This window comes from Mycobacterium colombiense, from assembly GCF_003284935.1.
GTDB lineage: Bacteria > Actinomycetota > Actinomycetes > Mycobacteriales > Mycobacteriaceae > Mycobacterium > Mycobacterium arosiense_A.
Genome location: NZ_QMEV01000011.1, coordinates 32,930 through 57,541, shown reverse-complemented (window position 1 = coordinate 57,541; position 24,612 = coordinate 32,930). Strand labels below are relative to the sequence as shown.

Here is a 24,612-nt window from a genome sequence, read left to right as displayed (position 1 = left end):
TCGGCCGACCGCGCATCGTTCCCGTCGGCTTGCGTCAAGCCCTACCATTCGGGTTGTGGACGAGATGCCCCACTACACGGGCCCGATAGATCCGGCGAACCGCAATGTCTTTGGGGCATGCCTGTCGCTGTTCGGTCTGGGCACCATGATGTTGGCGCTCCTGCTGCTGCTAACGGCCGAGAGCAATCGCGCTGTCGCGTTCAGATTGGAAGCCGGGTTCTTTCCACCGCTGTCCGAATCCGCGGTGCAGTCAGCGCGCACCGAGATCGTCATCGCGGCCGTGTTAGTCGTCCTGTCGACCGCTTCGGCGCTGACGGCGGTGATTTTTCGCTCGACCATCGCGTGGCGGCTCATCGGTGGCGTGACGCTGCTGGCGCTGATCCTCGTCGGCCCGTTACTTTGGGTCTGCTACGACATGGCGTTTTGAATCGGCCGTCCTGCCAACATGATTCGCATCCGATAGCCGATGGTGCGCTGAGCGCGGCGCGGCTACACACGTCATCACGGCGCTCCGAAGAGAGCGTGCCGGCCCGACGGGTTGGCTAATCGTTGCGGCGAGCGTTTCACCGCGTCAGCGGCCGCCGGTGACTAGCAGATGACGGCCGGGCCGCCGGTGAGCGGGCAGTAGGGAGGTACACAGCTCACCGACGTTGTTGAGACGGTGGCGGCGAGCAACAGCGTAAACAAGACTCTCGTAACCTTGTTCATAACCGGAAAGTCTACGTCCAGCGACGATCCCCGGGGCCACACCATAAACGATCCGTAAGTATCGGTCGCGCTTGTCACAATGACAGAGTGACGATGCTGCACGGAACGACGGCGACCGTCCTGACGGTCGCCGTCGTAGCATTTATTGCTGCCAGCCTGTTGCGGTCGCTTCACGGCGTGGTCCGGCACGAGCGTCTCCGCCAGGACTATCGCCGAACAGTTATGGCGATGCGCTGGTGGATGATTCCGGGGGCCATTGGCCAGCTCACCGTGGTGGTCGCTGTCTACGTCGCGCTCGTCAACGTTTTTCCGCTGCTCAGCTGGGGTTGGTGGCGGATGCTGGGCAATAGCGGCAACGTCACTCTCGCACAGACCGGACAGAGCGGTTTGATCTGGAAAGTCGTGGGGGTTGCGGTGCCAATCCTCGCGGCCGCTGTGGTTCCGTGGTTAGCCCATGCCGAAGAGCTGGCGTTTCGCGATAGGGCCGAACGGCAAGGTGTCCGCCGCAAAGTGACGAGGCAAGTCGCCTTCGGGCTGACCCACTTTTGGGCGGGAATTCCGATCGCGGCTTGCTTGGCGCTGACCATCAGCGGGCTGTATTTCCTAATGGTGTACTTGCGTGCCATTGCGGCACTCGGGCCGGAGCTGGCAGCGGCGCAAGAGATGCCCAAGTACGAACGTCTGCCCTACCCCGCGCCGCCCGCCAACCTCGGTCAGCACCCCGACGCCGCGGCGGAATTGCAGAGAGAACGTGAACGCGTGCGGATGGAAAATGAGCGACGACGCAACGAATGGGCCGACAACCTCGGGTATCAGATAACAGCCAGCCGGGACCGTGTTGATCAGGTGAGACGACGTGCGGTCGCCAAGTCCGCCGCCGCGCATGCGGTCAGCAATTGGGTGCTGATTGTTCTGCTCGTGTTGTTCCTCGCGCGGCGAGCGCTGGTGAGTTAGCGGGCGTCGCGGGCGTTGCGGCCTCCGGTGGCCTGGTGGCGCCGCGTTAGTGTGCGTAGGTCGGCTTCCGTGAACAGGCCGACAGAAAAGTTGGGCAATCCATGACAACAGCAGCAGAAGCGTCGGCACTCGAAGCGCGGGTCGGCCACTACTACCGGATCGACGACACTTACCAGGTCGGCCGCGAGAAGGTGCGCGAGTTCGCCCGTGCCGTGCAGGACTATCACCCTGCGCACTGGAAACTCGACGCCGCCGCTCAACTGGGATATTCGGACCTGGTGGCGCCGCTGACGTTCACGTCGGCCCCGGCCATGGCAGCCAATCGGCACCTGTTCGAGTCGGTGGTCATCGGTTACGAGATGTACCTTCAGACCGAAGAAGTCTTCGAGCAGCACCGGCCGATCGTGGCGGGCGACGAGCTGCACATTGACGTCGAACTGTCATCGGTGCGCAGGATCGCCGGCAGAGACCTGATCACCGTGACCAACACGTTCACCGACACCGCCGGCGAGCGGGTGCACACCCTGCACACCACCGTCGTGGGCGTCACCGCCGAGGATGTCGATCCGGCGATCAGAGGCGTCGCGGAGCAAGTGATGATGCACGACGTGAACCTCGCCGGAATCGACTACTCCGAAGCGGACTACCAAAAGACGGTGCGCCCGGCGGACGAGGTGCGGATCGCGCACGGCGGCTCGACCCGCACCCCGGGGACGCGATCCTTCGATGACGTCAAGGTCGGCGACGAATTACCGGTCCGCCACGCCCGACTGTCGCGTGGCGACCTGGTGAACTACTCCGGGGTGGCCTGCGACGCCAACCCGCTCCATTGGGACGAGAACCTCGCCAAATTGGCGGGCCAGCCCGACGTGATCGCCCACGGCATGCTCACCATGGCGTTGGGCGCCGGATTCGGCTCGGCATGGTCAGGCGATCCCGGTGCGGTTACCCGCTACGCGGTGCGGCTGTCCCAACCCGTGATCGTGTCGGCCACCGAGGGCGCCGATATCGAATACAGCGGCCGGATCAAGTCACTGGACCCCGAAACCCGCAGCGGAGTCGTGCTCGTCGGCGCAAAGTCGGCTGGCCGCAAGATATTTGGCCTGGCGACGTTGAACATCCGTTTCCGCTGACGTCTCTTTTGAGCAGCGGCCAGATCACCGGGCCATGTTGGTGAACCGCGACAAATGCAGCTGGTGCGCGACGGTGACCGTCTTGGTGGGGCCGTTGCGGTGCTTGGCGAGAATGAAATCCGCCTCTCCCCCGCGCGGGTCGTCGCGCTCGAACGCGTCGGGCCGGTTCAGCAGGATCACCATGTCCGCATCCTGCTCCAGCGATCCCGACTCACGAAGGTCCGACAACATCGGCTTCTTGTCGGTGCGCTGTTCGGGACCGCGGTTGAGCTGGCTGATCGCGACGACCGGCACCTCGAGCTCCTTGGCCAAAAGCTTGAGATGACGCGAGAATTCGGACACCTCGAGTTGCCGCGACTCGACCTTCTTGCCTGACGACATCAGCTGCAGATAATCGACCACGACCAGACGCAGGTCGGATTTCTGCCGTAGCCGGCGCGCCTTGGCCCGGATCTCCATCATGGTCAGGTTCGGCGAGTCGTCGATATACAGTGGCGCCTCGCTGATTTCGCTCATCCGCCGCGCCAGCCGCGTCCAGTCTTCGTCGCTCATGCGGCCCGACCGCATGTCGGCGAGCTTGATCTTCGCTTCCGCTGACAGCAGCCGCATGACGATCTCGGACTTGCTCATCTCCAGCGAGAAGATCACGCTGGCCATGCGGTGCTTGATCGAGCAAGACCGCAAAAAATCTAATCCGAGGGTGCTTTTGCCCACCCCAGGTCGAGCCGCGACGATGATCATCTGGCCGGCATGCAGGCCGTTGGTCACCTCGTCGAGTTCGGTGAAACCGGTCGGCACGCCGCGCGCGACGCCACCGTTGGAGGCGATGGCGTCGATCTCGTCCATCGTCGGCTGCAGCAGATCCTCGAGCGGAACGAAATCCTCCGACGTCCGGCGCTCGGCGACCTCGTAGATCTCCGCCTGCGCGCGGTCGACGATCTCGGCCACGTCGGCACCCTCGGCGCCGGCGTAGCCGTACTGCACCACCCGGGTGCCGGCCTCCACGAGACGCCTCAGGAGCGCCTTCTCGGCCACGATGGTCGCGTAGTAGCTCGCGTTGGCCGCCGTCGGCACCGTAGAGATCAGCGTGTGCAGATACGGCGCCCCGCCGATCCGGCGCAGCAAGTTGCGGCGGTCCAGTTCCGCGGCGACCGTCACCGCGTCGGCCGGCTCACCACGGCCGTAGAGGTCCAAGATCGCGTCGTACACGTTCTGATGGGCGGGGCGGTAAAAGTCGCCGGGCCGCAGCCGTTCGAGCACATCGGCGATGGCGTCCTTGCTCAGCAGCATGCCGCCCAGCACCGCCTGCTCGGCCGCCATATCCTGCGGGGGCTGCCGCCCGAAGTCCTCGCTAGGTGGCGAAGAATCCATGCCCGACGCCAAGTCATCGACGACCGCCACGGATTCCCTCCTCCCCTGATTCACGCATGCGAACATACATTCGATACTCGATATTGAGGGTAAGTCAAGACGCCGACAATCTGCGCCTCATGGCACCCGCACGCCCGGCGCCGGGACGACGTTAGGCGTTGCTGGCGAGTACGCAAAGGGGGTGCTGTTTATGAAGCTGTGCATCGTGTGTGCATATCCGTCGACACCTGTGTTGAGCGGGGTGTGGAGAACCTGTGGATTAATGCAAAGGGGTGGGACATCGGCGCAGTTACCGGCCATACAACGCCATCAATTTCGTGTGGACAAGAATCTCTACGGCGTGTCGTCGCAGGTTACTGCCCCGGGCGTGTTGGCTTTCCGCCATATTTTCCCCGCGTTACGGGACGGTAAAGCGCACTCCCCGAATGCACCCCAGAACTAGTTCGCCAGGGCGTACGTCCGCGACGCTTGGCAACCCTGGGCGGCGGAGTGCCCGCAGCACAACGAAGCCGGCGGTGGCCGATTATGGCCACCGCCGGGAACGAGCAAATGTCGGGTGCTTAGCTCTGCGCGACTACCTCGAGCGCGACTTCGACGTCGACCTCGGGGTGCAGGTGCACCGCCACCGGGTGTGTCCCGACGGCCTTGATGTGCGACTTGGGCAGCCGCACGATCCGCTTGTCCAGGTTGGGACCGCCGGCCTTCTTGATCGCCGCGACGACATCGCCGGCGGTCACCGAGCCGAACAGCTTGCCCGAATCGGCCGCGGTCTTCACCGGCAGCGAGACCGGGCCCAGCGCCTCGATCGCCGTCTTGAGTTCGTTGGCGTGCCCGAGGTCGCGCACCGCCTTGGTTTCGCGGGCCCGGCGGATATCGTCGGCCTGCTTCTGCGCGCCGCGGGAGGCCACGATCGCCAGGCCGCGCGGGAGCAGGAAGTTGCGGCCGTAACCGTCCTTGACCTCGACAGTGTCGCCGACGGCACCAAGATGGTCGACGTCAGCCGTCAGAATCAGCTTCATCGTTTCGTACTTTCGGTAGGCCCTCGGCGGTTATCGCGCCGAGGAGGTGAAGGGCAGCAGCGCCACTTCGCGGGCATTCTTCACCGCGATGGCGATGTCACGCTGGTGCTGCACACAGTTGCCGGTGACGCGACGCGCACGGATCTTGCCGCGCTCGCTGATGTAGGTACGCAGCAACGCGGTGTCCTTGTAATCGATCGCTTGATCCTTCTTGGCGCAGAAGACACATTTGCGTGCCTTGACCGGCTTTTCCGGAGCCGGCCGCCGCTTGTTGGACTTGGCCATGTCTGTTTTTCTTTCCGTTCTCTATTACTGAAGTTTTTGCAAATCAGAAGGGCGGTTCGTCGTCGCCGCCACCGAACGAGCCCGAGGCGGGCGCGCTGCCCCACGGGTCGTCAGCCGGTGCGCTGCTCGCCGGCGCCGACTGCTGGCGTGAGCCCCCGCCCCCGCCGCCGCCACCGAAGCCGCCGCCTCCGCCGCCACCGCCGCTGCGGCTGGCCTTGTTGACCTTGGCTGTGGCGTAACGCAGCGAGGGGCCGATCTCGTCGACCTCGACCTCGACGACGGTGCGCTTCTCGCCTTCACGAGTTTCGAACGAGCGCTGCTTGAGCCGGCCCGTGACAATCACCCGGGCACCGCGGGTCAGGCTTTCCGCCACGTTCTCGGCGGCTTCGCGCCAGATGTTGCACCGCAGGAACAGCGCCTCGCCGTCTTTCCATTCCCCGCTCTGGCGGTCATAGATCCGGGGGGTCGACGCCACGGTGAAGTTCGCGACGGCGGCACCCGACGGGGTGAACCGCAATTCGGGGTCGGCGGTCAGGTTTCCGACAACAGTGATAGTGGTGTCACCAGCCACAGTTTCCTCCTCGGTCCACGCTGTTCCTCGCCGCTCGGGTGGTGGGTGTCATGAGCGTACTTTCGCTGAGCTCTCCACAGCCTAAGCAGGTGCGCCGACCAGAAGCACGCGACGCAGCCAAGACTGTTAGTGCTTGTCGGTGCGCATCACCTTGGTGCGCAGTACCGACTCGTTGAGGCTCAGCTGACGGTCGAGCTCGGACACCGTCGCCGGCTCGGCCTTCAGGTCGACGACGACGTAGATGCCCTCGGCGTGCTTGGCGATCTCGTAGGCCAGGCGGCGCCGGCCCCAGATGTCCACCTTGTCGACGGATCCACCGTCCTTGCGGACGACGTTGAGGAACGTCTCCAAGGACGGGGCAACGGTGCGTTCGTCGAGCGTGGGGTCAAGAATGACCATGATTTCGTATGGACGCATGGAAACCTCACCACCTCCTCTGGTCTCAAGCGGCCACGGACGATCCGTGGCAGGAGGGTCGCCTGCGTCGGCAACCGCATCAGGCTACCGGATTACGGGCTGACCAGAAAAATCCGGGCGGTCGGGCAACCTCGCTATTGGCGGGCGGCCAGATATTCGTCGGCCCTGGCCACGGTCGCGGCGTCGGCCTTGGCGAGCGCGCCCGAATCGAACGGCGGCTGCGGGTCATATTCGATGAGCAGCTGAGCGGCCTGCGCGGCCTCGCGATCGACGAGCAGTTCCACCAGACGTAGCGCCATGTCGATGCCGCTGGACACACCCGCGGCGGTGATGATCCGCTGCGGCAGGTGCTCGATGACCCGGTGCGGCACGTACCGGGCGCCCAAACCGTTGAGGAGGTCGGCGGCCCGCCAGTGCGTGGTGGCCGTGAGCCCGTCGAGCAGTCCGGCCGCCGCCAGCAGCAGGGCCCCGGTGCACACCGAGGTGGTGAACCGGGTGTGGGGGTGTACCGCCTGCAGCCACGCCCGGATCGTCTCGTCGTGGATCAGCTGTCGGGTGCCGATGCCGCCGGGGAATACCACCACGTCGGGCGCGTCCACGTCGTCGAAGGTGGCGTCGCAGCTGACACCGAGCATCCCGTTCTCCGTGCGTACCTCACCGCGGTGGTGCCCGACGAACACGACGTCGATGGACGGGATGCGTTGCAGCACTTCGTATGGCCCCACCGCGTCGAGCGCGGTGAATCGCGGAAAGAGCGGGATGGCGACCTGGATCATGGCGCCATTCCTCCCATCCCGGCTACGCCGGGATCGTCGTCATCGGCGCGGATCATGGCGCGCCGCTTGTCACTGGGGCCTGCTCGTCAGCCCGCTCGGCCGGTGCGGCCGCGCGGCGCAACCCCGCGGGCCGCAGCCAGTCGGGCAACCAACCGGGCGGGGCGTCCGGTGCGCGGTCAAACGGTCCGCCCGCGGGATCGTCGACCCGTCCGCCCCAACGCACCAAGTCCTCACCGGGCCGGTAGATCTGACGAATCACCAAGGCGCACAACATGATCACCGCGATATCGCGTAGCAGCACGGTGGTGGTGAAGAACTGTTCGGGCAGGGAGCGGTTGGGGTTGCCGTACAGGTAATACATCCGCGGCACCCAGACCAGCGCATCGATGGTCATCCACGCCAGCAGCAGCCGGCGGTGGGGCAAGGCGAGCACCGCCAGCGGCACCAGCCACAGCGAGAACTGGGGGCTCCATACCTTGTTGGTCAGCAGGAACGCCGCGACCACCAAAAACACCAGCTGCGTCACCCGTGGCCGCTGCGGGGCGGTCAACGCGACGAAGGCAATTGCCACACAACACGCCAGGAACAGCGCGGCGACAACGGTGTTGAGCACCGTCGGCGGCTGCCAGAATCCGAGTTTGGGGTCGAAGCCCCGCCATCCGGTGAACGACTTGATGACGTTGTACAGCGAGTCCATGTCGTCGCCGCGCCGCGTGTTGAGCCGGAAGAACTCCGACCACCCGCGCGGAAAGAACACCAGCACCGGCAGGTTCACCACCAGCCAGGTCACTATGGTCGCCACGGCGGTGCGGACCCACGCGCGCAGCCGCCCGGTCCGGATTCCCAGCAGCAGCATCGGGCCCAGGAACAGCAACGGGTACAGCTTCGCCGCGGCACCTAGTCCGATCAGCACGCCCGCCAGCATCGGCTTTCGTCGCGCCCAGGCCAGCAGGCCGGCCATCGCGAATGCCGTTGCCAGCGCGTCGAAATTGGTGAAGATCTGAAAAATCAAAATGGGCGAACCCGCCACCAGTGCGGCATCCCAGATCCGTCGCCCCGCCAGGCCAGCGCTCGCCCAGACGGTGGCCAGCCAGGCCAGCGCCAGCCCGAAGGCGGCGACGTTGAAGAACATCACCACTTCGGCGACCACGGGCAGCGGCGCGAGCTTGCTCAGCGCGGTGTAGGTCTTGGCCAGCGCCATCGATACGTACTGATAGATCCCGGTCAGCACCGGATACTCCATGTAGCGCACCGCGGGCTGGCCGTCGTACCGGATCTGTTGGGCGCCAGTGGAATCGGTCTCGACCCAGCTCGACTTGTACGGAAACTTGCCCTGGCTCAACAACTCTGCACCGTACAGCGGCACGGTGTCGGAGTAACACAGCTCGTAGTAGGCGCGTTGGTTGTCCCAGTTGGCCACCCGCTGATCGGCGGTTCCGGTGCCGGTGCTTTGCAGGCACGCCGCCTTGGTCGACCACCCCAACGCCAGGAAGACCAGCGCGATCAGGAACATCACCCGCAGCGGGGTCATCAGCCGGGAGCGACCGATCAGCGCATGCCAGCCCACCGGGCCACCCACGACGTCGGCGAGTGCGGCGCCCAGGAAGTCGTTGCGGCTCGGGCAATCTCGGTTGTCGGCGCTCCGCAGATCCGCGGCCAGCCGCTGCGGTGAAGTGGTGGCGCCGTGCTCCCCGGCGTCGGTCACGGCGGCGGTGGCGGTGCTTGGGGTCCACCCGGCGGGACGCCACCACCCGGCGGGCCACCACCCGGCGGGCCACCAAACGGACCCCCCGCCGGACCGCCCGGCTCGGGACCACCCGGCGGGCCGCCGCCGGGTGCCGGTGGCGCCACCGTGATCGTGGTGGGCGGCCCGACGGGGATGGTGATGCCGGGCGCCACTTCGATGGTGGGCTGGATGACGGTCTCCGATGGCGGCGGGGGCGGGGGCGGCGCGACGGGCACACCCGCGTAACCGCCGATCTCGGTCGGCTTGGGGAAGGACTCGTTGGAGGTGCCCTGGAGGGCGCCGTCCATCGTCGCCTTCCAGATATCCGATGGCAGCCCCGATCCGTAAACCGGTGCGCCCGAGGCCGTTACCAGCGGGCTGTCGCCCTTGGCCGTGCCCACCCACACCGCGGTCGACAGCGACGGCGTGTAGCCGACCATCCAGGCGTCCTTGTTCGAGGTGGTGTCACCGAGCTGGGTGGTGCCGGTCTTGGCGGCCGACGGCCTGCCCCCGGCCAGGGCGTGGCCGCGGGAATAGGCGGCGATCGGCACCATGGCCGCGGTGACGTTGTCGGCGACGGCCTTGGGGATGCGCTGCTCGTTCTTGTCGTCTGAGTTGGCGGCGTCGAAGAGGACCTGGCCGTCGGAGTTGACGACCTTCTGCACGAAGTGCGGGCGGTGATAGACGCCGGAGGCCGCGAGCGTGGCGTAGGCAGAGGCCATGTCGAACACCCGGGTTTGATACTGGCCCAGCACGATTCCGTTGTTCGGTGGTCCGCCCTTGCCATCCTCGGAGAGGGTGTGGGCCACGCCGGGGAAGCTGGTCGCGACGCCGGCTTGGTGCGCGGCGTCGGCGACGGCCTGCGGTCCGCCTTTGAGCTTGAGCATCAACCGGTAGTAAGAGGTGTTCAGCGACATCTTGAGCGCCTGGGCGAGGTTGCAAGTGCCGCAGCTTTCACCCTCCACGTTGGTGATCTTGATGCCATCGACCGTCAATGGGGAGCTGTCGACCTGATAACCCAGCCCGATGCCCTGCTCGAGCGCGGCCACCAGCGCGAACACCTTGAACGACGACCCGGTCTGCAGCCCGGCCTGAGCGAAGTCGAACCCGTTGGCGTCGGTGCCGCCGAAGTAGGCGCGGATGGCGCCGTCGTGCGGGTCGACCGAGACCGCGGCCGAGCGCATATCGGGATCCTGGCCGTCGAGGTACTTCGACACCGCCTTCTCCGCGGCCTGCTGGGCCTTTGGATCGATGGTGGTGGTGACCTGCAGACCCTGGGTGTTCAGGGTCCGCTCGTCGATGTTGAACAGTTCCATGAGCTCTTTGGTCACCTGACGCTCGATCAGCCCGTTGGGCCCGGTCGTCTGGTTCTGCGCCCGCGCCTGATCCGGTGGCACGGTCGGTGGGAATACCTGCGCGGAACGGTCATTGGGCGACAGCGCCTTGGTCTCCACCATGCCGTCGAGCACCCACGCCCAACGGGCGCGGGCGCCCTGAGCATCGACCGCCGGGTCCAGCGTCGACGGCCGCCGGATGAGCGCCGCCAGCAGCGCGCCCTCGGAGACCGTCAACTGTTCGACGGGCTTGTTGAAGTAGGCCTTGGCGGCGGCCGAAATTCCGTACGCGCCCCGGCCGAAGTAGATGATGTTCAGATAGGCCTGCAGGACATCGTCTTTCGACCACTCCCCCGACATCTTGGTGGCGATGACCAATTCCTTGGCCTTGCGCATCAGGCCGCTGACGCCGTGCTGGGCCGAGCCCACCAGCGCGTTCTTCACGTACTGCTGGGTGATGGTCGACCCGCCCTGCAGGTCGCCGCTGCCGAAGAGGTTGTTGTTCACCGCGCGCACGAAACCGGCGAAATCGAAACCAGGATTCGAGTAGAAGTTGCGGTCCTCGGCGGCGATCACCGCCTGGCGCACATGCACCGGAACTTGGCTGATGTTGACGTCGACCCGATTGCCTTCGGGCGGAATGATTTTGGCGATCTCCGAGCCGTCGCTGGCCAGGATGGTCGACACCTGGTTGGTGCGAAGGTCACCCGGCTTGGGAATGTCGACGATGAAGTAAGCCATCGCGAACGTGACGATCGGCAAGAGCACCAGTACCGCCGCGCACAAATAGGCGGCGCGCCGCACCCACAGCCAGTTGATCTGGTCGGTCCAGGTCCAGTCTCGCCATGGCGGGAGGGGCCGGCCGCCGGGACCGCCGGGTCCACCCGGGCCGCCGCGCCGTCCCGGCGGGGGCGGTCCGGCGGGCGGACCACCGCCGAGGCTTGCCCGCTCTTGCCGGCCCGAGGTCGGCCCCCGGCTGTCCAGCGCGGCCTTCACCTCGTCGAGCGCGTCGCGCCGCAAGGGCGTGGAGGGCGGGCCTGCCAGCGCCGCCTTGACTTCTTCGATGGGATCGGAACGTCGAGGCGCCCGGTCGTCGTGCACGGCCGGCAGGATCGTGGTCAGTCGGTCGTCGGGCGGTGCCTGACGGCGACGGTTGGAGCCGGGCGGGGCGCTCGGGCGCGCAGGATCCGGCGGACCGGCGTCCGGACGGTTAGGGTCCGGACGCTCGTTGGGGCTCTGATTGCCTACATGCTCAGTCGCTGGCCCACGTTGGTCACCGGACGACTGGCTGTGGCGTCCTTCGTTATTCAATGGCCGTGCGGGCGTTGTTGCGCGCCGTCCGCGTGCGGCCGGTCCCCCTGGGCGGAGGTGCCGTGCGCGCCGCGCCGAGCACGTAGGACTTCACGAGATGATTCCAGCTGCAGGTCCGGCACACCTCCACCACGTGGACCGCGAACTCCTCGAACCGGGTTGCCAGCATCACCAATTCTTCGGCCGTGCGGGCCGAGCCCGACACCGCACCCAGGTGTTCGCCGAACACCCACGACACCAGTGTCAGCTGCTCCTTGCGGCAGATGGGGCACACGACCTGGCTCGGTTTCCCGTGAAACTTGGCGGCGCGCAGCAGATACGGGTTCGCGTCGCACACCTCGGACACACCGGTGCGGCCGGAGTACACCTCGGCCAGCAGTGAGCGCCGCCGAAGCGCGTAATCCACCACTTGTCGCTGCAGTCGCACGCCCACCAGAGTACGTCGCCATCCCGAGCGGTGATACGCAACCGAAACCGTGGCGGTCCGTGCCGGGCGATCGACGGTGATTTCTGCGCCAAACCGACACCGGACTTCTACGATCATCCCGGTGGCGAAATGGCTCGGGGCACCGCTGGCCGGCGGGGTGACCACGACTACCCGCGCCAAGGACACCGACCGCCAGGACACCTGCACGGTCCTCGACGCCACCCTGGCCGACGGCGAGCTCTCCGCGGAGGAACACCGGGAGAGGATCAGCGCGGCCACCAAGGCGGTCACATTGGGCGACTTGCATGCCCTGGTGAACGACCTGCAAAGCAACTCGGGGCGGCAGCTGCCAGCCCTTGACTCACGGCCCAAGGTGCCGCGGGTAAGCGGGTGGGCAGTGCCGGCCGCCGCCTTCGTGGTGTCGGTACTACTCGGCGTGGGGATCGGGTGGGGCCTATACGGCAACACGCGCTCGCCGCTGGACTTCACGACCGACCCGGGAGCCAAACCCGACGGAGTCAGCGCCGTGGTGTTGACGCCGCCCACGCAGCTGCATTCGGTTGGCGGACTGACCGGGCTGCTCGAGCAGATGCGCACACGATTCGGGGACACCATCGGCTACCGGTTGGTGATCTACCCGACCTACGCCGCATTGGACCGGCCGGACCCCGCCGACGACCGCCGGGTGCTGGCCTACACCTACCGCGGCGGCTGGGGCGATCCGTCCAGCTCGGCCAGGAGCTCCTCGGACGGTCCCGCCCCGGTCGACCTGAGCAAATTCGACGTCACGAAGACGGTCGCCATCATGCGCGGCGCCCCGCAGACGCTGCGGATGAAGCCCTCCGACGTGAAAACCACGTACCTGATCGTCGAGCCGGCGACCGACCCGACCACACCGGGGGCCCTCTCCCTGTCGCTGTATGTCTCCAGCGATTACGGCGGCGGCTACATCTCGTTCACGGGTGACGGGACCGTCAAGCAGATGAGTCTGCCCACGTAAAGACGGGTCCCCCGGCGCATTTCATCACCCCTGCTTTGTGACGAACGACAAACCAACAGCCGGTGGTGTTGTGGCTAATATATCGAGACGATACGATTGCGCGAGGCGTCGAACCGTCGTAACCAGACGCAAAACTTTCAGGGAGGTGATTCGGTTGCTAGAGCTCGCCATCCTGGGTCTGCTGATCGAATCGCCGATGCACGGCTACGAGTTGCGCAAACGGCTGACCGGTTTACTCGGTGCGTTCCGGGCGTTTTCGTACGGTTCGCTCTACCCGGCCCTGCGTCGCATGCAGGCAGACGGGTTGATCGCCGAGGACGCAGCGCCGGCCGGGACGCCGGTCCGGCGGGCCCGGCGGGTCTACCAGCTGACCGACGAAGGCCGCCGGCGCTTCGGTGAGCTGGTGGCCGACACCGGTCCCCACAACTACACCGACGACGGCTTCGGGGTACACCTGGCCTTCTTCAACCGGACTCCGGCAGAGGCGCGCATGCGCATTCTGGAGGGCCGCCGCCGTCAGGTCGAGGAACGGCGGGAAGGTCTGCGTGAAGCCGTTGCGCGGGCCAGTAGCTCGTTCGACCGCTACACCCGTCAGCTTCATCAATTGGGGCTCGAGTCCAGTGAGCGCGAAGTCAAGTGGCTCAACGAGCTCATTGCTGCGGAGCGGGCTATGCCCGGCCTCTCCGAGCAAACGTAAACCCCTGCACGAACCCAGCATCCCAGTCAGAGGTTAGAGGTTAGGAGAACGCCCATATGAGTGAGAACCAACCGCCGAAGGCGGCAGAGGCGCAGTCGGAGGTACGAGTCGCCATTGTCGGCGTCGGTAACTGCGCGTCTTCGCTGGTTCAGGGCGTGCAGTACTACTACGACGCCGACGCGAACAGCACCGTGCCCGGCTTGATGCACGTGAAGTTCGGCCAGTACCACGTCCGCGACGTGAAGTTCGTCGCCGCGTTCGACGTGGACGCCAAGAAGGTCGGCTTCGACCTGTCCGAGGCGATCTTCGCGTCGGAGAACAACACCATCAAGATCGCCGACGTGCCGCCCACCAACGTGACGGTGCAGCGCGGTCCGACGCTCGACGGCATCGGCAAGTACTACGCCGACACCATCGAGGTGTCCGACGTCGAGCCCGTCGATGTGGTGCAGGCGCTGCGCGAGGCCAACGTGGACGTGTTGGTGTCCTACCTGCCGGTGGGCTCCGAAGAGGCCGACAAGTTCTACGCCCAGTGCGCCATCGACGCGGGCGTGGCTTTCGTCAACGCGCTGCCCGTGTTCATCGCCTCCGACCCGGTGTGGGCCAAGAAGTTCGCCGACGCCGGTGTCCCGATCGTCGGCGACGACATCAAGAGCCAGGTCGGCGCCACCATCACCCACCGCGTGATGGCCAAGCTGTTCGAGGACCGCGGCGTGCAGCTCGACCGCACCATGCAGCTCAACGTCGGCGGCAACATGGACTTCCTCAACATGCTCGAGCGTGAGCGGCTGGAGTCCAAGAAGATCTCCAAGACGCAGGCCGTGACCTCCAACCTGCAGCGCGAGTTCAAGACCAAAGACGTGCACATCGGCCCGTCCGATCACGTCGGCTGGCTCGACGACCGCAAGTGGGCCTACGTGCGGCTCGAGGGCCGCGCCTTCGGTGATGTGCCGCTGAACCTGGAGTACAAGCTCGAGGTCTGGGACTCGCCGAACTCCGCGGGCGTCATCATCGACGCGGTGCGCGCGGCCAAGATCGCCAAGGACCGCGGCATCGGCGGCCCGGTGATCCCGGCGTCGGCGTACCTGATGAAGAGCCCGCCCAAGCAGCTGCCCGACGACATCGCGCGCGCTCAGCTCGAAGAATTCATCATTTCGGGCTAAGGCCCTTCGGCGCACCACCCGTGTCGCGAGCGTAACGCCACGGCGATTTTCACCTCGAGAATCCGCCACCGCGTTACGCTCGCGGCCGTTAGGGGCCAAACCATCGACACGATGCTGTGCAGCTGCTTAGCATCATGTCTCGATGACCGTTCAACCCGCGGCGTTCCTCCGCACCACGCTTCCCCTCGAACTGTCCCGCCTCGCGGACCTCGACAGCGGCCGGTACCACTCGATCTGGCTGCCCGATCACATGGTCAGCTTCTGGCCCGACTCGATCTGGACGCCCGAGTTCACCGAACTGGCGACGGCTTCCCCCTCGCCGCACCGCCACCTCGACGGGCTCGCGGTGGCGGCCGCGGCCGCCGTGCTGACCGAACGGGTCCCGTTGGTCAGCGCCGTCGTCGACACGGTGCGCCGTCATCCCGCCATGCTCGCGCAGACGGCGCTGACCATCGATCACCTCGCCAAGGGCCGCTTCATCCTCGGACTGGGCAGCGGCGAGAGTGAGAACACGCTGCCCTACGGCTTCGACTTTTCGCGTTCGGTCAGCCGATTCGAGGAAGCGCTAGCGGTGATCCGGCTGCTGTGGAGCAGCGACGGCCCGGTCGACTTCGCGGGCCAGTTCTACACGCTGCACCATGCCCGATTGGACACCGAACCCTATGCGGGCCGCATACCTCCGATCTGGATCGGCGCCAGCGGCCCGCGGATGCTCGACATCGCGGGCCGGTATGCCGACGGGTGGTGGCCGGCGGGTGCGTGGACCCCCGAGCACTACGCCCAGATGCTGGCCGCGGTGCGAAAATCCGCCGAGCGCGCCGACCGCGATCCGCTGGCGATCACCCCCTGCTTCATCCAGGTTTGCCTGATCGGTGCGGACGACGACGCCCTCGCCGAGATCCTGCAGGCACCGCTCGTCAAGGCCTTTCTACTGCAGGTGTCCGCAAAAACGTTGCACGACTTCGGCTTTGAACACCCCATGGGCGACAGCTGGCGGGGATTCCAGGATATCGACCCCGCCGTACTGACCCGAGAGCGGATCGTGGAATTCCTGGACAACGTGCGGCCCGAGATGGTGCTGGCCGTCGTACCCCATGGCACACCCAAACAGGTCGCCAAGATCGTCAAGACCTATGTGGACGCCGGCCTGCGCGTACCGAAAATACTCGACTACGGCGCCATGGCCGGATTGAGATACGCGCAGGCTTCGACCGCGAACGTCCTGGCGGCCGAGGATGAACTGGTGCGGCTATGCGGAGGTCCGGCGTGACACCACGTTTGGACGCCGCGGAGATGCTCGCCGCCGCCGAGGCGGATACCGGGCTGCGCGACTACGGCGATCCCACCTTGCCGGAGCGTTTCGCCGTCGCCGTCGACCACCTGAACAGTCTCGGCTTGGACGCCGACGGACGTTTCGAAGCCGCGCAGGTGTGTCGCTGGCTGCTGACGTCACGGTTGGAACTGATCGAGGACCGCAACCGCTACCCGATCGGCGCCGAAGTGATCGAGTCGCCGATGTTCGTCACCGGCGAACCCCGTTCGGGGACAACGCTTATGCATGCCCTGATGTCGGTGGACCCGCACGCCCGGGCGCTGCGGTTCTGGGAGGTGATGTACCCGTCCCCGCCGCCGGGTCTAGCCGCGCCCGATGACGACCGCCGCGCGCGCGCCGACGCCGACTGGCGGGAGATCAACGCCAAGATGCCGAAATGGCTGCACAGCCACCCCTACAACGACATGCTGGGCGACGGCCTGCCCGAAGACGAACGCACCTGGGCGTTCGACTTTCGGGTGATGACCCCCACCGCCTGGTGGCGCGTGCCGATGCAGTCGCTGGTCGGCGGTCTGGCCACCGACCCGGCCGCACAATACCGATTACACAAGGCCATGCTGCAACAGATGCAATACGGCCGCCCACGAAAGTACTGGGTGCTCAAGGGTTTCCACGGATTCCGCCTCCAGGAGACGTTCGACACCTATCCCGACGCCACCCTCGTCTGGTTGCACCGCGACCCGGTTCAGGTCGCCGCGTCGCGCACCATGATGATGGCCGACATCGCCGAGGGCATGGTCGGTCCCGTCGACCTGCACGCCTTGGCGAAGATGCATCTGGAGCTCACCCGCGCCAGCGTCGCCAACACCATGCGCAACCCCCTGGTCGATGACCCACGCATTCTGCACGTCCGCTACACCGATTTCATCGCCGATCAGGTGGCGACGGTCCGGCGGTATTACGCCTTCGCCGGCCGCGAAGTCACGCCCGAAGCCGAATCCGCCATGCGCGACTACCTTGCCAACAACCGCGGCGACCGCTACGGCAAATTCCGCTACTCCACGCAGTTGCTGACCGACATCGGCGAAGACCTCGATGCGCTGCACGCCGAATTCCGGCCCTTCCGTGAGCGATTCGGCGTCGAGATCGAGAACCGAGGCTGACGTGGCGGCTGCGCACAAACGGCTGTCGGTGCACAACGTCACCTTCTACGGCGAGCCGCTGACCGCGCTCGAGAACCACTGGACGGCGCTGGGGGTCTCGCGACTGAGCATCCTAGACAGCCAGGTGCTCGATCCGGCCTTCCCAAAACTCCTGCAGCGCAACGACTACACCGTCGAGGCCGTATGCCACACCTTCGGCGGCGGCCGGCTCGACGCCGACCCGCAGGCGGCGCGGGACGCGCTGCTGTCGGTCATCGACGCCGCGGCGACGGTGGGCGCGCGCGTGGTCTACCTGCTCACGGGCGGTCGGGGCGCGCTGACGTGGCCGCAGGCGGCCGATCGCTTCTGCGCCATGATCGCGCCCTGCGTGGAGCACGCGCAGCGGGCGGGTGTGGCGCTGGCGATCGAGAACGCGTCCAGCCTCTACGCCGACATCCATCTCGCCCACACCCTGCGCGATACCATCGCACTGGCCGAGATGAGCGGGCTCGGCGTCTGCATCGAGCTGTTCCACTGCTGGGCGGAGGGCGATTTCGAAGCGATGGTGCGGCGGGCATTGCCACGAACCGAGCTCATTCAGCTCAGCGACTATGTGCTGGGCGACCGCGCGCTCCCGGGTCGCGCGGTGCCCGGCGACGGCGCTATTCCGCTCGAAGCGTTCGTCGCCCAGGCGCTGGCCGGCGGCTACGCGCATGGATTCGACCTCGAACTGATTGGTCCCCGCATCGAAGCCGAGGGCCGCTTGCGCGCCGCGCGGCGCGCGTGCGACGTCGTGGGCACGATGCTGCACAGATTGGGTGCCTGACAATGGGTTTCGGCGACGGATCCGACGACGCGGCGCTGCAATCGGCATGGACCGACTTCTGCGCCCGGCTGCAGCGCGCGGGTGAACGCGTCTTCAAAGACGCCAACCCCGCGGCCGCGCTGCAGCGCGTCGACGCCTACCGCTTCCTCACCCAGAACCTCGGCCAGGCCTTCGATCTGGCCCTCGAAACCCGCAACACCAGATACCCGGTGCTACACGCCTTTTGCGGTCCCACCCGCAAACTCGGCGGGGACTGCGCCGACTTCACCTATCAACAAGCCTGGATCGACGGGCACTCGACCTACCGGCTCACCGGCACCCGCGGCACCTCGCGCTTTTTCAACGTCACCGTCCAAGGCCGGCGCGCAGCCGGGCCGGGCGTGTTGCACGAACCGTTCGGCGACACCCCGCAGACCAATCTGCTCGGCCATCAGCTCGACATCGGCAACGACGGTCAATTCGAGCTCTACATCGGGGGCCCCCAGCGCGCGCCGAACTGGTTGCCCACCACGCTCGAGTCGCGAAAGCTGTTCATCCGGCAGGGTTTTGACCGCTGGGATGAATCTCCGGCGCAGCTGCGCATCGAACGCATCGACATGGACTCCCCCAAGCCCTTGCCCACCCCCGCCGACATGGTCGAGGCGATGGGCTGGGCCGGTGATTTCGTGACCGGCCTGATGTCCGACTGGCCCGAATACCCCTTCAACTACCGCGGCGTCGACGCCGAGCACCCGAACACGTTCCCGCGCGTCGGAGCGAGCGACGCCGACGGCAAGCGCGGGCGTGCCGCCGCCAACATGTATTGGGAGCTGGCGAGCGACGAGGCGCTGATCGTCGAATTCGACGCCCACGACGGGCTATGGATGTTCACCAACATGGGCGTCTTCTTCAACAGCATGGACTATCTGTACCGCCCGGTGAGCTACACGCCGAGCCGCACCACGGTCGACCGCGACGGCCGGATCCGTCTGGTCATGGCTCACCGTGATCCCGGCGTGCACAACTGGCTGGACACCCAGGGCTTCGAACGCGGCAACCTGACCTATCGCCACATGCTCGAGGGCGAACCCGCCGTGCTGGGCACCCGGGTGGTCGCGCACGACGACCTTCTCGACGCGCTGCCCGCAGACACCGCCATGGTGAGCGCGTCGGAGCGCGCCGCCGCGATGTGGGAACGCTTTCACGGCATTCGCCGCCGTCATGTCCTGTAGATGGTGGCGGGTCTAGGGTCAAAGATCGTGACCGAGATCTCCGAAGACGAACTGGCCGGGCTTTCCGAATTCGCGCTGCTGTCCGAAAATGCCGAGCAGGCCGGGGTCTCGGGCCCACTGCCCGACGGCGAGCGGGTCGAGTCCGGCACGGGCGAGGCCAAGATCAGCGCGCTGCGCTGGGGCAGCACCGCGCCGCGCATCGTGTTCCTGCACGGTGGCGGTCAGAACGCACACACGTGGGACACCATCGTCGTCGGCCTTGGCGAGCCCGCGCTGGCGGTCGACCTTCCCGGCCACGGCCATTCCGCCTGGCGCGAGGACGGTGACTATTCACCGCAGCGCAATGCCGACGCCCTGGTGCCGATCCTGCGCGAGCACGCCGCGTCCGCGGACCTGGTCGTCAGCATGTCGCTGGGCGGGTTGACCGCGATCCGGGTGGGCGCGGTGGCGCCCGAGCTGGTCGATGAGCTCGTGCTGATCGACGTCACGCCGTCGGCGCTGCAACGGCATTCCGAGATGACCAAGGAGCAGCAGGGCACCGTGGCGCTGATGCACGGGGAACGTGAGTTCCCCAGCTTTCAGGCCATGCTCGACCTCACGGTCGCCGCCGCGCCGCACCGCGAGGTGAAGGCCCTGCGCCGCGGGGTGTTCCACAACTCGCGCAAGCTGGAGAACGGCAACTGGACGTGGCGCTACGACGCCATCCGCACCTTCCCCGACTTCGCCGGCCTGTGGGACGACGTCGACGCCTTGGCCGCGCCCGTGACCCTGGTGCGCGGCGGCTCGTCGGGATTCGTCAACGACGAGGACGCGGCCGAGCTGGGCCGTCGCGCAAGGCATTTCCGGTCGGCGCACGTCGTACAGAATTCGGGACACTCCGTGCAAAGTGACCAGCCCCGCGCGCTGATCGACATCCTGCGCGGGGTGCTCGACGGGCGCTGAGCCTACGGTGGTGCCATGACCTCCGAGTTCCCGATCCGCATCGGTGTCCAGCTACAGCCGCAACACGCTCCGCAGTACGCCCAGATCCGCGACGCGGTGCGCCGCTGCGAGGACATCGGCGTCGACATCGCCTTCAACTGGGACCACTTCTTCCCGCTCTACGGCGACCCCGACGGCGCGCATTTCGAATGCTGGACGATGCTCGCCGCCTGGGCCGAGCAGACGTCGCACATTCAGGTCGGTGCGCTGGTGACCTGCAACTCCTATCGGAATCCGGAGTTGCTGGCCGATATGGCCCGCACCGTCGACCACATTTCCGACGGCCGCCTCATCCTCGGCATCGGATCGGGTTGGAAACAAAAGGACTACGACGAGTACGGCTACGAATTCGGCACCGCGGGCAGCCGCCTGGATGACCTGGCGACCGCATTGCCCCGGATCCAAAGTCGGCTGACCAAACTGAACCCCGCTCCCACCCGTCACATCCCGATCCTCATCGGGGGCAAGGGCCCGCGAAAGACCCTGCGGATGGTCGCCGAATACGGTGACATCTGGCACGGCTTCACCACCGTCGACACCTATCCGGCCGCCGCCGCCGTGCTGGAAGAACATTGCGCGGCCGTGGGGCGTGACCCGTCCACCATCGAGCGGTCGGCCGGTGTCGAGGACAACAGCGGTGTGCGCCGCGGCGAGGGCCTCGACGGCTTGCTCGCCAACGCCGAAGGCCTGGCCGCTCTGGGCGTCACGCTGCTGACCGTCGGCGTCAATGGTCCGGACTACGACCTGACCTCCGCCGAAGCACTGTGCAAGTGGCGCAATACCCGTTAAAACCGCGCGCGCCACATTCGACTCAGGTTCATCCGCCCAAACACCGAAACACGCGCGTCAATTCATGAGAAACTCTCACCGCTAGATGGCCGAACCCGGTGTGAAAGAGACTCAAACAAAAAGATGCCGAAGAAATACGGGGTCAAAGAAAAGGACCTGGTTGTTTCGCACATCCTCCACCTGTTGTTGACCGGAAAGCTGCGCAGTGGGGACCGCGTCGACCGCAACGAAATTGCGCTGGGTTTGGGAGTCAGCCGGGTGCCCATTCAAGAGGCGCTGGTCCAACTCGAACACGACGGCATCGTGTCGACCCGTTACCACCGGGGCGCCTTCGTCGAGCGGTTCGATGAAGCCACCGTCCTCGAGCATCATGAGCTCGACGGACTGCTCAATGGGATTGCCTCCGCTCGCGCGGCCACGAATCCGACGCCGCGGATCCTCGGACAGCTGGATTCGCTCCTGCGTTCGCTGCGCACCGCCAAGGATTCACGCGCCTTCACCGACCTCGCGGCCGAATATCGGCGCACCGTCAACGACGAGTACGCCGGACCGCGCCTGCACGCCACGATTCGCGCCTCGCAGAACCTCATCCCCCGGCTGTTCTGGACGACCTATCAGGGCGGCCGCGACGAGATGCTGCCGTTCTACGAGGACGAGACCGCGGCGATACACCGTCGCGACCCCGACGCCGCGCGGACGGCGTGCGTCGACCGCTCCTATCTGATGGCCCAGACCATGCTTGCCGAATTGTTCCGGCGGCGGGTCTTCACCCCGCCCGACGACGTCAGCCGGGTGGTTCCCGGCGCGCTGCAGGTCATCGCCGACGCCAGCACGATCTGCGGCGAACCATCGCTGGTGCTGTGAATCGACGCTGACCGGGCCGCGTCGCCGTTCAGTCGTTACGGTGACACTGATGAGTTTGCGCGTGGGCCGGCACACCAAGCGCCGCGGAAGGGCCTCCGCCCTGGCCGCGACAGTCCTCATGGTCTGCGGCCTCGCGCTGGGCGGGCCGATGGCGCCCGCGGCCGCGGACTGGAATCAATGCGCGCCGGCCGGGGTGGACAGCGCGCGGACCCTGCCCAAGGACGTGACGGACAACCCGACCACCGGTGAGGACGACCGCGACACGACGGCGTCGGTCGAGCCGCTCGGCGCGGTCGACCCCGGCGCCCTGGGCCTGGGGGTGCCCGGAGTGCTGACGGTCGGCACGCTGTCGGACGCCCCGCCCAACATCTGCATCAACCCCACCGGCGAATTCAGCGGCTTCGACAACCAATTGCTGCGCGCCATCGCCGACAAGCTGGGTCTGCAGGTCCGCTTCGTGAGCACCGACTTCTCCGCGCTGCTGGCCCAGGTGGCGTCGCGGCGCTTCGACGTCGGTTCGGCGGCGGTGAAAGCCACCGACGCCCGCCGGCGCACGGTGTCGTTCACCAACGGCTACGACTTCGGCTTCTATTCGCTGGTGGTACCGCCAGGTTCGGCCATCCACAAATTCAGCGACCTCGCGGCCGGCCAGCGCATCGGCGTCGTGCAAGGAACCGTCGAGGAGTCCTACGTCGTCGACGTCTTGCACCTGCAACCGGTGAAGTACCCGGGCTTCGCCACCCTGTACGCCAGCCTCAAGACCCGCCAGATCGATGCGTGGGTGGCGCCGGGCACCCTGGCGGCGACCGTCATTCGCCCCGGTGATCCGGCGGTGGTCGCCGCGAACACCTACAGCCCAGGCAATTTCGTGGCGTATGCGGTCGCGCAGGGCAACAAGCCGTTGATCGACGCACTCAATTCCGGGCTGGACGCCGTCATCGCCGACGGCACCTGGGCGCACCTGTACAGCCAGTGGGTGCCAAGGTCGCTGCCGCCCGGCTGGAAACCCGGTTCCAAAGCCGCGCCCATGCCCAGGTTGCCGGACTTCGCCGCGATCGCGAAACAGCACCGGTCACCGGCGGGGCCGCCCGCGCCGAAATCAGCATTGGCCCAGCTGAGTGATTCCTTCTTCGACTGGGACATGTACCGACAAGCCATCCCGATGTTGTTCGCCACCGGGTTGCCCAACACGCTGATCCTGACCAACAGCGCCCTCGTGATCGGCCTGGCGCTCGGCATGGTGCTGGCAATGGCCGGAATCTCGCACCGGCGCTGGCTGCGCTGGCCCGCTCGGGTGTACACCGACATCTTCCGAGGCCTGCCCGAGGTGGTGATCATCCTGCTCATCGGGATGGGGGTCGGCCCACTGGTGAGCGGCCTGACCAATAAGAACCCGTACCCGCTCGGCATCGCCGCACTCGGATTGATGGCCGCCGCCTACATCGGCGAGATCCTGCGCTCGGGAATTCAAAGCGTCGACCCCGGACAACTGGAAGCGTCCCGGGCACTGGGCTTCAGCTATGTCACCGCGATGCGGCTGGTGGTGGTGCCGCAGGGGATCCGACGCGTTTTGCCCGCCCTGGTCAATCAGGCCATCGGCCTGCTGAAGGCGTCCGCGCTGGTGTACTTCCTGGGCCTGATCGCCGACCAGCGAGAACTGTTCCAAGTGGGACGGGACCTCAACGCCCAAACCGGCAGCCTTTCGCCGTTGGTGGCAGCCGGCCTCTTTTACCTGCTATTGACCATTCCGCTCACGCATTTGGTCAATTACATCGACACCCGGCTCCGTCGCGGCCGGCGCGCCGCCGCGCCCGACGACGAGGCCGACATGCTCGCGACGACGTTCGGCCAGGAGATCACGTGACCTCCGCCATTCACCGGCGTGCGTCAGTCTCGCTGGCGGCCAAAGAGGTTCACCAAACTCTGGGCGGGAGCAAGGTGCTGCGCGGTGTCGACATCGAGGCACCCGCCGGCAGCACCGTGGCGATCATCGGGCCGTCCGGCTCGGGCAAGTCGACCCTGCTGCGCACGCTGAACCGCCTGTATGAGCCTGACAGCGGCGACATTCTGCTGGACGGCAGATCGGTGCTGCGCGACGATCCCAACGAGCTCCGCCAGCGGATCGGCATGGTGTTCCAGCATTTCAACCTGTTCCCGCACCGCAGCGTCCTGGACAACGTGGTGATGGCGCCGCGCAAGTTACGCCGGCTGCCCGCGGACGAGGCCCGCGACCTGGCGATGGCACAGCTGGACCGAGTTGGCCTGAAACACAAGGCCGCTGCCCGCCCCGGCATGCTGTCGGGTGGTCAACAACAGCGGGTCGCGATCGCGCGCGCGTTGGCGATGGCACCACAGGTGATGTTTTTCGACGAGGCAACCTCCGCGCTGGATCCCGAAATGGTCAAGGGAATACTGCAACTCATTGCCGATCTCGGCGCCGACGGCATGACAATGGTTGTGGTAACCCACGAAATGGGATTCGCACGGTCGGCGTCCGACGCCGTCGTGTTTATGGATCACGGCAAGGTTGTGGAATCGGGGCCTCCCGAGCAGATATTCGATGCGGCCGAGACCCAACGGCTGCAGCGGTTTTTGTCCCAAGTCCTTTGATCTGCAACAACTGGTGGGCAATAG

General features: G+C 66.4%; 24 protein-coding genes. 15 read left to right on the top strand and 9 right to left on the bottom strand.

What is annotated here, in order from left to right:
* The first annotated feature begins 55 nt into the window (after window positions 1-55).
* The 3 genes from DQP57_RS08010 to DQP57_RS08000 all read left to right on the top strand — a co-directional run bounded on the left by DQP57_RS08010 (window position 56) and on the right by DQP57_RS08000 (window position 2,795).
* Window positions 56-427, top strand: coding sequence for a hypothetical protein (locus DQP57_RS08010; protein ID WP_112632469.1), 372 nt, complete (start codon window positions 56-58; stop codon window positions 425-427).
* Between the two features lie 368 nt (window positions 428-795).
* Window positions 796-1,662 (top strand): hypothetical protein, encoded by an 867-nt coding sequence (locus tag DQP57_RS08005; protein WP_112632468.1) that lies wholly within the window; start codon window positions 796-798, stop codon window positions 1,660-1,662.
* A gap of 101 nt (window positions 1,663-1,763) precedes the next feature.
* Window positions 1,764-2,795 (top strand): fused (3R)-hydroxyacyl-ACP dehydratase subunits HadA/HadB, encoded by a 1,032-nt coding sequence (locus tag DQP57_RS08000; RefSeq protein WP_112632467.1) that lies wholly within the window; start codon window positions 1,764-1,766, stop codon window positions 2,793-2,795.
* 24 nt (window positions 2,796-2,819) lie between these two features.
* On the opposite strand, the gene dnaB is transcribed toward DQP57_RS08000, so the two are convergent.
* The 9 genes from dnaB to DQP57_RS07955 form a co-directional block, all read right to left on the bottom strand.
* Complete coding sequence (gene dnaB / locus DQP57_RS07995; protein WP_112632466.1) at window positions 2,820-4,196, bottom strand: replicative DNA helicase; 1,377 nt, start codon at window positions 4,194-4,196, stop codon at window positions 2,820-2,822.
* Between the two features lie 530 nt (window positions 4,197-4,726).
* A complete protein-coding gene (rplI, locus tag DQP57_RS07990; protein WP_112632465.1) occupies window positions 4,727-5,185 on the bottom strand; it encodes a 50S ribosomal protein L9 in 459 nt (152 codons plus the stop codon).
* A 30-nt stretch (window positions 5,186-5,215) separates the two neighbouring features.
* On the bottom strand, window positions 5,216-5,470 hold the full coding sequence (gene rpsR / locus DQP57_RS07985) for a 30S ribosomal protein S18 (protein ID WP_003874730.1): 255 nt from the start codon (window positions 5,468-5,470) through the stop codon (window positions 5,216-5,218).
* A gap of 43 nt (window positions 5,471-5,513) precedes the next feature.
* Window positions 5,514-6,041 (bottom strand): single-stranded DNA-binding protein, encoded by a 528-nt coding sequence (locus DQP57_RS07980; protein ID WP_112632464.1) that lies wholly within the window; start codon window positions 6,039-6,041, stop codon window positions 5,514-5,516.
* Between the two features lie 126 nt (window positions 6,042-6,167).
* The gene (gene rpsF / locus DQP57_RS07975; protein WP_007771721.1) at window positions 6,168-6,458 is read right to left on the bottom strand and encodes a 30S ribosomal protein S6; all 291 of its coding nucleotides are present in this window, start codon (window positions 6,456-6,458) and stop codon (window positions 6,168-6,170) included.
* Between the two features lie 134 nt (window positions 6,459-6,592).
* A complete protein-coding gene (locus DQP57_RS07970) occupies window positions 6,593-7,234 on the bottom strand; it encodes a DJ-1/PfpI family protein (RefSeq protein WP_112632463.1) in 642 nt (213 codons plus the stop codon).
* Between the two features lie 52 nt (window positions 7,235-7,286).
* Window positions 7,287-8,939: a glycosyltransferase family 87 protein gene (locus tag DQP57_RS07965; protein ID WP_112632462.1), complete on the bottom strand. Its 1,653-nt coding sequence runs from the start codon at window positions 8,937-8,939 to the stop codon at window positions 7,287-7,289.
* Complete coding sequence (locus DQP57_RS07960) at window positions 8,936-11,605, bottom strand: transglycosylase domain-containing protein (RefSeq protein WP_165821774.1); 2,670 nt, start codon at window positions 11,603-11,605, stop codon at window positions 8,936-8,938. Before DQP57_RS07960 ends, DQP57_RS07965 begins: the two co-directional genes overlap by 4 nt.
* A complete protein-coding gene (locus DQP57_RS07955; RefSeq protein ID WP_165821773.1) occupies window positions 11,598-12,032 on the bottom strand; it encodes a DUF5318 family protein in 435 nt (144 codons plus the stop codon). Before DQP57_RS07955 ends, DQP57_RS07960 begins: the two co-directional genes overlap by 8 nt.
* A 121-nt stretch (window positions 12,033-12,153) precedes the next feature.
* Here DQP57_RS07955 and DQP57_RS07950 point away from each other — a divergent pair, with 121 nt between their 5' ends.
* From DQP57_RS07950 to DQP57_RS07895, 12 genes are all read left to right on the top strand, one after another.
* A complete protein-coding gene (locus tag DQP57_RS07950) occupies window positions 12,154-13,032 on the top strand; it encodes a DUF1707 SHOCT-like domain-containing protein (protein WP_112632461.1) in 879 nt (292 codons plus the stop codon).
* Between the two features lie 154 nt (window positions 13,033-13,186).
* Entirely contained in the window at window positions 13,187-13,729 is a 543-nt protein-coding gene (locus tag DQP57_RS07945) for a PadR family transcriptional regulator (protein WP_066861963.1), read from the top strand.
* 56 nt (window positions 13,730-13,785) lie between these two features.
* Window positions 13,786-14,892, top strand: coding sequence for an inositol-3-phosphate synthase (locus DQP57_RS07940; protein ID WP_112632460.1), 1,107 nt, complete (start codon window positions 13,786-13,788; stop codon window positions 14,890-14,892).
* Window positions 14,893-15,034: 142 nt separating this feature from the next.
* On the top strand, window positions 15,035-16,162 hold the full coding sequence (locus tag DQP57_RS07935) for an LLM class flavin-dependent oxidoreductase (protein WP_112632459.1): 1,128 nt from the start codon (window positions 15,035-15,037) through the stop codon (window positions 16,160-16,162).
* Complete coding sequence (locus tag DQP57_RS07930) at window positions 16,159-17,328, top strand: sulfotransferase family protein (RefSeq protein ID WP_112632458.1); 1,170 nt, start codon at window positions 16,159-16,161, stop codon at window positions 17,326-17,328. Before DQP57_RS07935 ends, DQP57_RS07930 begins: the two co-directional genes overlap by 4 nt.
* A 1-nt stretch (window position 17,329) precedes the next feature.
* Window positions 17,330-18,133, top strand: a complete 804-nt coding sequence (locus DQP57_RS07925) for a sugar phosphate isomerase/epimerase family protein (RefSeq protein WP_112632457.1) — start codon at window positions 17,330-17,332, stop codon at window positions 18,131-18,133.
* Window positions 18,134-18,135: 2 nt separating this feature from the next.
* Window positions 18,136-19,344 carry a DUF1214 domain-containing protein gene (locus DQP57_RS07920; protein ID WP_112632456.1) on the top strand — a complete coding sequence of 403 codons (1,209 nt, stop codon included), beginning with the start codon at window positions 18,136-18,138 and terminating at the stop codon, window positions 19,342-19,344.
* Window positions 19,345-20,286, top strand: a complete 942-nt coding sequence (locus tag DQP57_RS07915; RefSeq protein ID WP_112632455.1) for an alpha/beta fold hydrolase — start codon at window positions 19,345-19,347, stop codon at window positions 20,284-20,286.
* Between the two features lie 15 nt (window positions 20,287-20,301).
* On the top strand, window positions 20,302-21,114 hold the full coding sequence (locus DQP57_RS07910) for an LLM class F420-dependent oxidoreductase (RefSeq protein WP_112632454.1): 813 nt from the start codon (window positions 20,302-20,304) through the stop codon (window positions 21,112-21,114).
* Window positions 21,115-21,237: 123 nt separating this feature from the next.
* Window positions 21,238-21,978, top strand: coding sequence for a GntR family transcriptional regulator (locus DQP57_RS07905; RefSeq protein ID WP_112632453.1), 741 nt, complete (start codon window positions 21,238-21,240; stop codon window positions 21,976-21,978).
* Window positions 21,979-22,027: 49 nt separating this feature from the next.
* Complete coding sequence (locus tag DQP57_RS07900) at window positions 22,028-23,842, top strand: ABC transporter substrate-binding protein/permease (RefSeq protein WP_112632528.1); 1,815 nt, start codon at window positions 22,028-22,030, stop codon at window positions 23,840-23,842.
* Window positions 23,839-24,588, top strand: a complete 750-nt coding sequence (locus DQP57_RS07895; RefSeq protein WP_112632452.1) for an amino acid ABC transporter ATP-binding protein — start codon at window positions 23,839-23,841, stop codon at window positions 24,586-24,588. The genes DQP57_RS07900 and DQP57_RS07895 overlap by 4 nt, the downstream gene beginning before the upstream one ends.
* Window positions 24,589-24,612 lie beyond the last annotated feature (24 nt).